This window comes from Methylobacterium trifolii (assembly GCF_022179685.1).
GTDB lineage: Bacteria > Pseudomonadota > Alphaproteobacteria > Rhizobiales > Beijerinckiaceae > Methylobacterium > Methylobacterium trifolii.
On sequence record NZ_BPRB01000197.1, the window covers coordinates 1 to 11,160 of the forward strand.

The window sequence follows — 11,160 nt, forward strand, 5'->3', positions numbered from 1 at the left end:
CGGCCGACCTGGGCCACCACCACGAAGCCGGTCTCGGCCTCCGCATTCCCCTGTCCGAGCACGCCGGTGAGCGTCACGATCGGCAGGAGCCGCTCGCGCAGGCGCAGGACCGGCGAGCCGTTGATGTGCTCGACCTTCTGCGGGCCGTCCTTGCCGACCCGGACCAGTTCCAGCACCGCCACCTGCGGCACCGCGAACCGGCTCTGCCCGGCCCGCACGATCAGGGCGGCGACGATGGCCAGCGTCAGGGGGATCTTGATGGTGAAGGTGGTGCCGCGGCCGAGCTGCGTGTTGATGTCGATGACGCCGCCGATGGTCTCGATGTTGGTCTTGACCACGTCCATGCCGACGCCGCGGCCGGAGACCGAGGTCACGGCCTTGGCCGTCGAGAAGCCGGCGTCGAAGATGAACTTCGAGACCTGCGCGTCCGTCATCCGCTCCACGTCGGCCTGGCTCGCGATGCCGCGCTCCACCGCCTTCTTGCGGATGGCGGCGAGGTCGAGGCCCTTGCCGTCGTCGGAGATCTCGATCGTGATGGTGCCGCCCTCGTGGTAGGCGGAGAGGCGGATGCTGCCGCGGGCGGGCTTGCCGGCGGCCACCCGCTGGGCGGTGGATTCGAGCCCGTGGTCGGCGGAGTTGCGGACCATGTGGGTCAGCGGGTCCTTGATCACCTCCAGGACCTGCCGGTCGAGTTCGGTGTCGGCGCCCAGCATCACCAGGTCGATCTGCTTGCCGAGTTCGGCCGAGAGGTCGCGCACCACCCGCGGCAGCTTCTGCCAGGCGTTGCCGATCGGCTGCATGCGCGTCTTCATGACGCCCTCCTGCAGCTCGGCGGTGACGTGGGACAGCCGCTGCAGCGGAACCTTGTAGCTCGAATCCTCGTGCTTGCGGGCGATCTCGAGGAGCTGGTTGCGGGTCAGCACCAGCTCGGACACCATCGTCATCAGGTGTTCGATGGTGTCGACGTTGACGCGGATCGTCTGGATCTTGGCGCCGGCGCCCTCGCCCTCGGCGGCCGGTGCGGCCGGTGCGGCGGCGGCGACGGGCGCCGGTTCCGCGGCCGGCGGGAGCGCCACGGGGGACTCCGCGACGGGCTGGGGCGTGGGGGCCGGGAGAGGCTCAGGCAAGGGGGCGGGCAAGGGGGACGGCGGGAGAGCGGCGACGGGATCGGCGGCGGCCGGGACGGTCCAGGCCGGCTCCTCGTCGGGGCCGGGGGCGGCCAGGAACGCGGCTTCCAGGTCGTCGAGGGTGACCTCGCCGGGCTTCGGCTCGCGCATGACGGGCGCGGGCAGTGCGGTCTCGGCGACGGGGGCGGGAGCCGGGGCGGGGGTCGGAACGGCCGTGGGCATCTCGGCCGCGGCCATGTGCTCCAGGGCCTTGATCAGGTCGGGGTCGCCGCCCGCGGGCTCGGTGCCGGCGGCCTCCAGCTCGGCCAGGATCGCCTTGAGCCGGTCCAGCGTCGCCAGGATCAGGGTGACGGCGGGGGAGGTCACGGGCAGGCCGTCGCGGAAGCGGCCCATCAGGGTCTCGGCGGCGTGCGCCAGGGCTTCCAGGCGCGGCAGGCCGAGGAAGCCGCAGGTGCCCTTGATGGTGTGCACCAGCCGGAAGATGTTGCGCAGGATGGTCTCGTTGTTGGGGTCCTGCTCGAACCGGACGAGCTCGGCGTCCACCGTATCGAGATGCTCGCCGCTCTCGGTCAGGAATTCACGCAGCAGGTCGTCCATCGCGATACTCAAGTCCCGGCCGCACAGAACATCGTGCTCAAGGGAGGATGATCGCGTTGGGTTAGGGAAGCGTTTCCTCCGGCCGGCGCCGTCCGATTATTCGCTGAATACCCGGCCGGGCCGGCTCAGGCGAGCGCCGTGTCCGAGGGCTCGCTGTCGGAGGGGCGGACCTCCTCGGGGGAGGCCGGCGCGAGGTCCGCCGCGGGCTCGGCGGCCTTGGCGGTCGGCTCCGAGAGGATGGTGACCTCGTCGCCCTCGATCGTGAAGTGCACGTCCATGGCGGCGGCCCGCGCCACGAGGCCGGCATAGAAGGCCAGGACGCCGTGGGCGTCGACCGTGCCGCTCTCCGGCGTGCCGGCCATCAGCTCCCGCACGTGGGGCGGGATGCGGGCGTGCGAGCCCTTGGCCTTGAGCAGCAGGGTCGGCGCCTCGCCGTCACCGCTGACCGTCACGTCGATCAGGCCGCCGCGGGGGATCGCCGAGGTCGCGATCACCACCAGGTTGAGGAGGAGCTTGACCTTGTTCTTCGGGTAGAGCGCCTGCGGCGCCTTCCAGGCGAGCTGCGTCTTCTCGTCGGAGAACATCCCCTTGGAGACCTTCTCGGCGTCGGCGAGGTCGATCGAGGCGCCGGCCGAGCCCGCGGCCCCGAAGGCGATGCGGGCGAATTGCAGCCGGGCCGAGGCCTGCCGCGCGCTCTTGCGGATCAGGTCGAGGGCGAACTCGCGCATCGACTCGTCGGCGTCGTCCTCCAGCACCTCCAGCCCGTTCACGATGGCGCCCACGGGGCTGATCACGTCGTGGCAGACGCGCGAGCACAGCAGGGCGGAGAGATCGAGGGCGTCGAGGGTCAGGGTGGTCATGGCACGCGTCCGGTTGTTTTGGATGCTCGTCGACGGCTCTCGGCTGCCGGGCGGGTCGTGGACTTGAGGGAGGGTGGACTTGCGGGATGCCTGCACGGATAGACCCCGCATCCGGCTTTGAAAAGCGCGGCGGCACAACACGGCGGGGCGATCGCGCGGAGCCGCCTCGGCGGCGTCGCGGCGCGAAGGGCGCCCCGCGGATGCACGCACCCGGGTCGGGCGGAAACCGGGGGCCGCGACCGGGCGAAGGCCCTGCACGAGACGGTCGACAAGCCGGGAGGGCTCGGGCATGACGGGGGCATGACGGGCGCAGGTACGACGAGCGTGGGGGCCGGGGACGGTGCGGCCCTGTCCGGCACCGAGCGCGACCGGATCGCCGGGGTGCTGGCCGGGATCGCCTGCGCGGCCGGCGTGGTCCTGGTGCGGCATCACCGGAGCGACTGCCCGCACGTCCTCAAGACGGACGGCTCCCCCTCCAGCCAGGCCGACATCGAGGCCGAGCGCCTGATCCTGGCAGCCCTGGCCGAGGCGTTCCCCGCGATCCCGGTGGTGGCGGAGGAGACCTGCCACGACGTGCCGCCGGCCGACCGCTTCTTCCTGGTCGACCCCCTGGACGGCACCCGCGACTTCCTGGCCGGCACGCCGGACTATTCCGTCAACATCGCCCTGATCGAGGGCAACCGCCCCGTGGCCGCGGCGCTGGCCGCCCCCGGCCTCGGCCGGGTGTGGTTTGCCGGCGTGCGGGCCTGCGAGGCGCCGATCGAGGCGGGCCGGCCCGGCGCGGGCCGGCCGATCCAGGTGCGCCCAGCCCCGGAGGCCGGCCTCGTGGCGCTGGGCAGCCGCCGCCACGGCGACCCGGAGACCGAGGCGTGCCTGGCCGCCCTGCCGATCGCCTCGCGCACCAGCGCCGGCTCGGCCCTGAAGTTCTGCCTCGTCGCCACCGGCGAGGCCGACATCTACGTGCGCTGCGGCCCGACCATGGAATGGGACACCGCGGCCGGCGACCACATCGTCACCGCGGCCGGCGGATGCGTGCTGACGCCCACCGGCCGGCCGATGATCTACGGGCGCTACGCCCTGTCCTACCGCAACGACCCGTTCGTGGCCCTGGGCGACCCGGCGCTCTCCCCCCGGATCGCCCTGCCCGACCGCGGCCCGCTGATCCGGCCGCGGGAGGCGGGGCCGGTCAGTCCGGGCCCCCATCCGTGAGCCGGCTCAAGGACGGCCAGAGCGCCTCGGCGCGCTCTGCCAGGCCCGGCTCGGCCAGGAGCCGCGCCCGGCGCCCGGGATTGCGGAACAGGTAGAGCTTCTCGCCGATCAGGGCGAAGACCAGGGGGTCGGCGTCGACGAGCCGCTCCTCCAGGATGCCGGCGGCGTCGTAGCCGGCCAGCCGCGGCGCGTAGACGATCGGGTCCCGGCGGAACGCCTCGCGGTTGGCCGCCGAGGCGAAGCGCCAGACCCGGCCCTTCCACGACAGCTCGAACCGGGGCAGGCCGGGCTGCGGGCCGCCGGGCAGGAAATAGCTCACCGGATCGAAGCCGCGCAGCGCCAGGACGTCGACCATGGAGGGGGCGGCGCGGCCCGGGCGAATGCCGAGCAGCAGGGCGAGGCCGCCGCAGGCCCGTCGCGTCAACCGCATGGTCTCGTTAACCACATCTTGCCGCCCGTCCCGCTACACTGTCCCGAATCACGGCTCCCCGCGCGCCTTCGCGGCGGGGCGCCGACCCGCGGGAACCCGGGTTGCCGCATGTCCGGCGCCGGGATGCAAGGGCTCCCGCCAGCGCCCGGCCCCAGAGCCGGCGAGGAGGAACGATGACGGCACGACACGACCCTGCGGCCTTCCGCGGCCGGCTCCTCCGGACGGCCCTGGCCCTGGGGCTCGCGGCCGGGGGCGCCCTGCTCACGGGCCCCGCGCTCACCGGGCCGGCCCGGGCCCGCCCCGTCGACGCCTCGGGCATGCCCGACACCTTCCGGCCCGGCGAGATCGTGGAATCCGGCCACCGCTTCTTCGGCTCGGTCTCGCGCGGGCTGGCGCTGACCGTGGAGGAGGCGACCCGGCGCTGGGGCCAGCCCAACGGCTACATCCTCGGCCAGGAGGCGGGGGGCGCCATCGTCGGCGGCCTGCGCTACGGCGAGGGCACCTTCTACACCCGCAACGCCGGCCAGCGCCGGGTGTTCTGGCAGGGCCCCTCGATCGGGTTCGACCTCGGCGGCGACGGCGACCGCACCATGATGCTGGTCTACAACCTGCCCGACGTGCGCGGCCTCTACCGCCGCTTCGGCGGGGTCGACGGCTCGGCCTACCTCGTCGGCGGCTTCGGCATGACCGCCGTGACCAACGACGGCATCGTCGTGGTGCCGATCCGCAGCGGCGTCGGTGCGCGCCTCGGCATAAGTGTCGGCTATCTCAAGTTCACGTCCAAGCCCACCTGGAACCCGTTCTAACAGCCCCCCCCCCGCAGCGCCGAACCGGCCTGGGTATCCGCAGCGCTACCACCAGTTGGCCCCCTCCGGCGCGGTGCCGGGGCGGACGTGAGCCGGCCTCAGGGAGCGGTCCAGGGCCGAAAGGACGTTGCGCGCGGCGGCCTCGCTCTGGGCGGAGGCCGGGTCGCGCGGACGGGCTAGCGGCAGGCGCACGGTGTCGTCGAGGCGGCCTGGCTTGGGGCGCATCACCACGGCCCGGTCTGCCAGGGCCACCGCCTCGGACACGTCGTGGGTGACGAGCAGCACCGTCGGCCGCACCTCCTCCCACAGGGCGAGGAGGTGATGGTGCAGGTCCTTTCGGGTGAAGGCGTCCAGCGCCGAGAACGGCTCGTCCAGGAGCAGCACCCGCGGGTGGGCGACGAAGGCGCGGGCGATCGAGACCCGCTGCTGCTGCCCGCCCGAGAGTTCCCGCGGCCAGCGGCCGGCATGCTCGGAGAGGCCCACCCGCTCCAGGGCGTGGGCGACGCGGGCGCGGCGCTCGTCCCGCGCCACGCCGTCGAGGCCGAAGCCGACATTGGCGGCCACATCCAGCCAGGGCAGGAGACGGGGCTCCTGGAACACGAGGCCGACGCCCGGATGGGGACCGGCGATCGCTTCGCCGTCGAGGCGCACCGACCCGGCGCTCGCCCGGTCGAGGCCGGCCACCAGCCGCAGCAGGGTGGTCTTGCCGCAGCCCGAGCCGCCGATCAGGGCGACGATCTCGCCCCCCGCCACCTCGAGGTCGATGCCCGAGAGCGCTTGCGTGCCGTCGGCATAGGTCTTGGACAGGGTCTGGATGCTGAGCAAGTCGGGCTCCGGAAGCGTCGGTTCGGCCAGGGCCTGTCGCGGGAATGGCACAGGGGACGGGCGGCGCCAATGCTACGGATCGGCCGACCAACGGACGGGACGCCCATGCCTCGCTTCGGCCTCATCCTGCTCGCCGCCCTGGCGCTGCCCGCCCAGGCCGCAGACCTCCAGGCTGCGGACTTGCAGCAATCCCGGCGCCTTACCGGCCGGTTCGTGGCGGCCTGCGAGGATCTGGGCCAGTTCTGCTTCGCCGACGCCTGCGGCCGGGACCAGATCGAGGCCGCCCTGAACTGCCGGGCCCTGTGCCCGAGTTCGGTGGTCTTGAGCGTCCGGCCCGCCGCCTGCGCCGTGCCGCCCCCCACCCCCCGCATCGTCCGGCGGCGGCGGGGCTGAGCATCGGCGGCCGCCCGGGCACCGCTGCCGAGACATGGCGTGCGGCGAAAATTCGTAATGCAGAATCCAAGAACAGCGGGCGCGAAGCGACGCAATAAAAACGCGCCGGCCGGCGCAACGAAAGGTTTGCGGCCGCATTAACGTAGATCAATGGTCGGGTAGTAGACCGAACAGGGCCCTCGGCGGTGTCGGGCTGGCACGACATCCGGGGATGTGAGCGTCGATGCTGAAGAACGATCTCTTTCCACCACAGAGCGGGGCGGGTGCCGATCCGGTGCTCTTCGGCGTCGCCGCAGGACTTGCGGAACTGTTCCCACCCGTGATCAGCCACACCCGGCCCCTCCACGAGGCAGAGGCTGAGTCGGACGGCGGCGCGGACGAGGACGGCCCCGAGCGGGACTGATCGGCCAACCCCCTACAGCGTCTCCCGCGCCGTGTCCTGCCAGCGCACCAGGGGGCTCGTCAGGGCCACGAGCAGGGCGTCGGCGAGCTTGCCCAGCACGGCGAAGGCGATGATCGCGGCCAGGATCTGGTCCGGCTTGCCGAATTGCTGGCCGTCGACCAGCAGGTAGCCGAGCCCTTCCGACGCGCCCATCAGTTCCGCCGCGACCACGAACAGGAATCCGAGGCCGAGCCCCGTGCGCAGGGCCGTGACCGTCGCGGGCAGGACCGCCGGCAGCAGGATGCGCCGCACCAGGGCGGAGCGCGACAGGCGGAAGATCCGGCCGACCTCCACCAGCTTGCGGTCCACCGAGGCGATGGCGCCGGCCACCCCGACATAGACAGGGAAGAACACGCCGACCGCGATCAGCGTGACCTTCGGCGTCTCCAGGATGCCGAACCAGAGGATGAACAGAGGCACCCAGGCGAGTGACGGCACGGCGCGCAACGCCTGCAGGCTCGGATCGACCAGCCAGCGCAGCCGGGGCAGCGTCGCTACCAGGGCGCCGGCGAGGATGCCGGCGCCCGCCCCGAAGACGAAGCCGAGACCGACTCGCACAAGCGTCGCCTGGACGTGCATCCAGAGGTCGCCGGAGGCGGCCAGATCCAGCAGGGTGGCCCCGATCCGGCTCGGAGGCGGCAGCAGACGTCCCTGCGCGAGGCCGGCACGCACGGCCGCTTCCCAGCCCAGCGCCAGCATCAGGGGCAGGACGAGCCCGAGGACGATCCGCCCGCCATGGCCGAGGACGGCGTTTCGGCGGCGTCGGGCCGGCGGTACGGGCGCGTCGAGCGCCGGGGCGGCTGCGGCGCGGCCGGTCATGCGGCCGGGCGGGGCGAGTGGGCGGGCATCGTCGGACCGGTCGTGCTGAGGAGTGCCGGGGGCCTATAGCACCGATGCCTCAGCGCCGCGCCTCGGTCGCCATCCGCACCGCGAGGCCGGCGAGCACGGTGCCCATCAGCCAGCGCTGCGCCACGATCCAGGCCGGGCGCCCGGCGAGGAAGGCCGCCACCGAGCCGGCACCCACCGCGATCATCGCGTTCACGCTCACGCTGACTGCGGTCTGCGTCAGGCCCAGCACCAGGGACTGGCCGAGCACGCTGCCCTGCTCCGGCACGATGAACTGCGGCAGCAGGGAGAGGTACATCACCGCGATCTTCGGGTTCAGCAGGTTGGTCAAAAATCCCATCATGAACAGCCGGCGGGGACCGTCATGGGGCAGGGCGCGGGCCTGGAAGGGCGAGGTCCCGCCCGGCCGCACCGCCTGCCAGGCGAGGTGGAGAAGGTAGAGGGCGCCCGCAAAGCGCAGGGCGTCGTAGGCGAACGGGACGGCGAGCAGCAGGGCGGTAATGCCAAAGGCCGCGCACAGCATGTAGACGACGAAGCCGAGCGCCACGCCGCCGAGCGAGACCAGGCCCGCCCGCGGCCCCTGCGAGAGGGAGCGCGAGACGAGGTAGACCATGTTCGGCCCCGGCGTCAGCACCATCCCGAGGGAGACCAGGGCGAAGGCGAGGAGGTGGGACGGATCGGGCATTGTTTCGGGACCTTCGATCGGGGCAGGCCCCGGACGTTATTGGGCCGGGGCCGGGTTGAAGGACGGATCGATCAGGCCGTCCACCGCGGCGGCGACATCCGTGGCGGCGGGGATCACGCCGGCCTGCTGCAGGGCGAGGCCGGCCGCGCGGATCGTCTCGGCCTGGACCGGGCCGACCGCGGGCTGGCGCAGGTCCGTGCGCTCCACCTGCCGGGCGATCACCGGCTCGGGCAGCTTCGTGGCGGCCACCAGGGCCGCGGTCAGGGCCTCGGGGTGGGCGAGCGCATAGGCGCGGGCCTGCTCGTAGGCCGCGACCACGACGCGCACGAGGTCCGGGTTCTCCTTGGCAAATGCCTCGCGCACATCGAGAAGTCCCCAGGTGTTGGCGGCGGCATCGCGAAAAAACAGCACGTCGCCGTTCTCGATCTCAGAGGCCGCCATCATCGGGTCGAGGCCGGCCCAGGCGTCCACGTCGCCGCGGTCCAGCGCCGTGCGGCCGTCCGCGTGCTGGAGCAGGACGAGCTTGGCGTCCCGCTCCGTCAGGCCAGCCCCCTGGAGTGCGCGGATCAGGAAGATGTGCGGATCGGTGCCGCGGGTCACGGCGATGCGCCGGCCCTTGAGGTCGGCGACCTTGGCGATCCCGGAATCCTTGCGCGTGACCAGCGCAGTCCATTCCGGCCGGGAGAAGGCGTAGATCGCCTTGATCGGGTTGCCGTTGATGCGCGACAGCAGCGCCGCGGCGCCGGCCGACGAGCCGAAATCGATGGCGCCCGCGTTGAGGAATTCCAGCGCCTTGTTGGAGCCCAGCGACTGCACCCAGCGCACGCTGATGCCCTTCGGCTTCAGGGCCTCCTCCAGGAAGCCCTTGTCCTTCAGGACGAGGCCGACCGGATTGTAGGTCGCCCAGTCGAGGCGGATTTCCTTGACGTCCGCGGCCCGGACCGGCCCGGATAGAAGCGCGAGGGCGCCGCACGCGGCGGCGAGGAGGGTGCGGCGGGCGAAACGCATGGCGGGCCTTCTCGGCTCTGGATCGTACGAATCCGAGCTAAGCGGCCGCGTTCGTTATGTCAAACGATAATTCCGCAGGAAAGGACGCCTTTGCGGACGTGCCCGAATGTGCACCTTCGCGTCAGGCGAGTTGCAGGAAGGCCGCGATCTTCGCCTTCACCTCCTCGATCACGGTCTCGGGCGCCACGTCGGCGAAGCGGGCGTGGTGCTCGGCCCAGGACAGGGGCTTCCCCTGGTCCGCCAGGACGAAACCGTGAATCCTGAGACCGGCCGGCAGGGCGACCTCGTAGGGGTAGCCGCGCCCGCGGTTCGTGACGGGGCAGGCAAAGCAGCGCCCGACGAGGCCGTTATAGGCGCGCGGGGTGAGCACGAGGCCGGGGCGAGTGAAGCCCTGCTCGGTCCCCACATGCGGACTGAATTCGAGGAAGATCAGGTCCCCGAGGTCGGGGCAGTAGGGCGGCTCACCAGATCTCGTCACCGGCCGCCGGTCCCTCGAACTGGTCGTCGTGCAGGTTGTCCTCGGTGATGCCCGCGAGCAGCCCATCGAAGGTGTAGCGCGGCGCCTCCGCCCGCGGCGCGATGACGATCCGCCCCTGCTCGACGCTCAGTTCGGCCGTGCTGCCCTCGGTGGCGCCCACGTCCCGCAGGACCCGCGCGGGGATGCGCAGGGCGAGGCTGTTACCCCACCGGGAGAACTGGACGATCATCGATCGATCCTCTGCGGCCTCGACAGCGTTGACGTATCGCCATCGTATCTACGTCTCGGCCCGCACCCTGTCAAAGGCGATGCCTGGTCCAGTCCCAAGCGATCCCACCCGGCCCGTTCCCTGCGTCCCCGGTCCCATGGCCGCGTCCCGCGCACCCGCTGGCAGCGTAGGCATATCATGCTAACGGGTATCCATGTTCGACGCCGTCGCTGCCCTCGACAAGGTTCTGGACAACCTCGACCGCGAGGCCAAGGAGCCGACCCGGCTCCGGGGCCTGATGGTGCCCGAGCTGAAGCGGGTGATCGAGGAGGGCCACAAGGCGGCCGAGGCGCAACTCCTCAAGGACCGCGACGGCATGCGCTGCGCCCGCACCCTGTCGGCGCTGACGGACGCGGTGGTGCGGGCGATCTACGACGCGGTGGTCTGGCGCCTCTACCCCAACGACAACCCGACCACCGGCGAGCAGCTGGCGGTGGTGGCCACCGGCGGCTACGGCCGGGGCACGATGGCGCCGGGCTCGGACATCGACCTGCTGTTCCTGCTGCCCTACAAGCAGACCGCCTGGTCCGAGAGCGTCGTGGAGGCGATGCTCTACGTGCTGTGGGACCTGAAGCTGAAGGTCGGCCACGCCACCCGCTCGGTGGAGGAGTGCCTGCGCGAGGCCAAGGCGGACATGACGATCCGCACGGCGCTGCTGGAGGCCCGCTTCCTGTTCGGCACCCGCGTCCTGTTCGAGGAGCTGGTGACGCGCTTCGACGCCGAACTGGTGATGGGCACCGCCCACGAGTTCGTCGAGGCCAAGCTCCGCGAGCGCGACGGGCGCATCTCCAAGGCCGGCTCCTCGCGCTACCTCGTCGAGCCCAACGTCAAGGACGGCAAGGGGGGCCTGCGCGACCTCAACACCCTGTTCTGGATCGCCAAATACACCTACCGGGTGCGCGACCAAGCCGAGCTGGTGGCCGCCGGCCTGTTCACGGCGGAGGAGTACCGCCTGTTCGAGCGCTGCGACGAGTTCCTGTGGCGGGTGCGCTGCCACATGCACTTCGTGACCAACCGCCCCGAGGAGCGCCTGTCCTTCGGGCTCCAGCCCCGCATCGCCGAGCGCCTGGGCTTCGGCCCTCGCGGCGGGCTTTCGGGCGTCGAGCGCTTCATGAAGGCGTATTTCCTGATCGCCAAGGACGTGGGCGACCTCACCGCCATCGTCTGCGCCGAACTGGAGGCGCGC

The 11,160-nt window shown here is 72.1% G+C and carries 14 protein-coding genes; 5 read left to right on the forward strand and 9 right to left on the reverse strand.

The window, feature by feature from the left end; all coding sequences use genetic code 11:
- Both COGEMETH_RS17035 and chpT read right to left on the reverse strand, forming a co-directional pair.
- The coding region (locus COGEMETH_RS17035; RefSeq protein WP_238183795.1) for a chemotaxis protein CheA at positions 1–1,724 on the reverse strand (1,724 nt) is incomplete at its 3' end.
- Positions 1,725–1,849: 125 nt separating this feature from the next.
- Entirely contained in the window at positions 1,850–2,584 is a 735-nt protein-coding gene (gene chpT, locus COGEMETH_RS17040; protein WP_238183796.1) for a histidine phosphotransferase ChpT, read from the reverse strand.
- A gap of 300 nt (positions 2,585–2,884) precedes the next feature.
- Between chpT and COGEMETH_RS17045 the strand changes: the two genes are divergently transcribed.
- Positions 2,885–3,793, forward strand: coding sequence for a 3'(2'),5'-bisphosphate nucleotidase CysQ family protein (locus COGEMETH_RS17045; RefSeq protein ID WP_238183797.1), 909 nt, complete (start codon positions 2,885–2,887; stop codon positions 3,791–3,793).
- Here the strand turns inward: COGEMETH_RS17045 and COGEMETH_RS17050 are convergent.
- Complete coding sequence (locus tag COGEMETH_RS17050; protein WP_238183798.1) at positions 3,771–4,223, reverse strand: YHS domain-containing (seleno)protein; 453 nt, start codon at positions 4,221–4,223, stop codon at positions 3,771–3,773. The two genes, COGEMETH_RS17045 and COGEMETH_RS17050, sit on opposite strands and share 23 nt — an antisense overlap.
- Before the next feature lie 173 nt (positions 4,224–4,396).
- Between COGEMETH_RS17050 and COGEMETH_RS17055 the strand changes: the two genes are divergently transcribed.
- Positions 4,397–5,029 (forward strand): DUF1134 domain-containing protein, encoded by a 633-nt coding sequence (locus tag COGEMETH_RS17055; protein ID WP_238183799.1) that lies wholly within the window; start codon positions 4,397–4,399, stop codon positions 5,027–5,029.
- Between the two features lie 45 nt (positions 5,030–5,074).
- Here the strand turns inward: COGEMETH_RS17055 and COGEMETH_RS17060 are convergent, their stop codons facing one another.
- Positions 5,075–5,854, reverse strand: a complete 780-nt coding sequence (locus COGEMETH_RS17060) for an ABC transporter ATP-binding protein (protein ID WP_238183800.1) — start codon at positions 5,852–5,854, stop codon at positions 5,075–5,077.
- 105 nt (positions 5,855–5,959) lie between these two features.
- Between COGEMETH_RS17060 and COGEMETH_RS17065 the strand changes: the two genes are divergently transcribed.
- Both COGEMETH_RS17065 and COGEMETH_RS17070 read left to right on the forward strand, forming a co-directional pair.
- A complete protein-coding gene (locus tag COGEMETH_RS17065; RefSeq protein WP_238183801.1) occupies positions 5,960–6,247 on the forward strand; it encodes a hypothetical protein in 288 nt (95 codons plus the stop codon).
- A 223-nt stretch (positions 6,248–6,470) separates the two neighbouring features.
- Positions 6,471–6,650, forward strand: coding sequence for a hypothetical protein (locus tag COGEMETH_RS17070; RefSeq protein WP_238183802.1), 180 nt, complete (start codon positions 6,471–6,473; stop codon positions 6,648–6,650).
- A gap of 12 nt (positions 6,651–6,662) precedes the next feature.
- On the opposite strand, the gene COGEMETH_RS17075 is transcribed toward COGEMETH_RS17070, so the two are convergent.
- From COGEMETH_RS17075 to COGEMETH_RS17095, 5 genes are all read right to left on the reverse strand, one after another.
- Positions 6,663–7,508 carry an ABC transporter permease gene (locus tag COGEMETH_RS17075; RefSeq protein WP_373875385.1) on the reverse strand — a complete coding sequence of 282 codons (846 nt, stop codon included), beginning with the start codon at positions 7,506–7,508 and terminating at the stop codon, positions 6,663–6,665.
- Between the two features lie 79 nt (positions 7,509–7,587).
- Positions 7,588–8,220, reverse strand: coding sequence for a LysE family translocator (locus COGEMETH_RS17080; RefSeq protein WP_238183803.1), 633 nt, complete (start codon positions 8,218–8,220; stop codon positions 7,588–7,590).
- Between the two features lie 36 nt (positions 8,221–8,256).
- Positions 8,257–9,228, reverse strand: coding sequence for an aliphatic sulfonate ABC transporter substrate-binding protein (locus tag COGEMETH_RS17085; RefSeq protein ID WP_238183804.1), 972 nt, complete (start codon positions 9,226–9,228; stop codon positions 8,257–8,259).
- Between the two features lie 121 nt (positions 9,229–9,349).
- Positions 9,350–9,706: a type II toxin-antitoxin system PemK/MazF family toxin gene (locus tag COGEMETH_RS17090; RefSeq protein WP_238183805.1), complete on the reverse strand. Its 357-nt coding sequence runs from the start codon at positions 9,704–9,706 to the stop codon at positions 9,350–9,352.
- Positions 9,690–9,935 carry an AbrB/MazE/SpoVT family DNA-binding domain-containing protein gene (locus tag COGEMETH_RS17095; protein WP_238183806.1) on the reverse strand — a complete coding sequence of 82 codons (246 nt, stop codon included), beginning with the start codon at positions 9,933–9,935 and terminating at the stop codon, positions 9,690–9,692. The genes COGEMETH_RS17090 and COGEMETH_RS17095 overlap by 17 nt, the downstream gene beginning before the upstream one ends.
- 193 nt (positions 9,936–10,128) lie before the next feature.
- Here COGEMETH_RS17095 and COGEMETH_RS17100 point away from each other — a divergent pair.
- Positions 10,129–11,160 (forward strand): [protein-PII] uridylyltransferase family protein (locus COGEMETH_RS17100; RefSeq protein ID WP_238183807.1); only part of this gene is annotated, 1,032 nt, incomplete at its 3' end.

Bases quoted from the DNA above. Each gene is read 5' to 3' on its own strand.
- COGEMETH_RS17095 (WP_238183806.1), bottom strand. From the start codon at position 9,935: ATGATCGTCCAGTTCTCCCGGTGGGGTAACAGCCTCGCCCTGCGCATC.
- chpT (WP_238183796.1), bottom strand. From the start codon at position 2,584: ATGACCACCCTGACCCTCGACGCCCTCGATCTCTCCGCCCTGCTGTGC.
- COGEMETH_RS17065 (WP_238183801.1), top strand. From the start codon at position 5,960: ATGCCTCGCTTCGGCCTCATCCTGCTCGCCGCCCTGGCGCTGCCCGCC.
- COGEMETH_RS17050 (WP_238183798.1), bottom strand. From the start codon at position 4,223: ATGCGGTTGACGCGACGGGCCTGCGGCGGCCTCGCCCTGCTGCTCGGC.
- COGEMETH_RS17080 (WP_238183803.1), bottom strand. From the start codon at position 8,220: ATGCCCGATCCGTCCCACCTCCTCGCCTTCGCCCTGGTCTCCCTCGGG.
- COGEMETH_RS17055 (WP_238183799.1), top strand. From the start codon at position 4,397: ATGACGGCACGACACGACCCTGCGGCCTTCCGCGGCCGGCTCCTCCGG.
- COGEMETH_RS17075 (WP_373875385.1), bottom strand. From the start codon at position 7,508: ATGACCGGCCGCGCCGCAGCCGCCCCGGCGCTCGACGCGCCCGTACCG.
- COGEMETH_RS17085 (WP_238183804.1), bottom strand. From the start codon at position 9,228: ATGCGTTTCGCCCGCCGCACCCTCCTCGCCGCCGCGTGCGGCGCCCTC.
- COGEMETH_RS17045 (WP_238183797.1), top strand. From the start codon at position 2,885: ATGACGGGCGCAGGTACGACGAGCGTGGGGGCCGGGGACGGTGCGGCC.
- COGEMETH_RS17070 (WP_238183802.1), top strand. From the start codon at position 6,471: ATGCTGAAGAACGATCTCTTTCCACCACAGAGCGGGGCGGGTGCCGAT.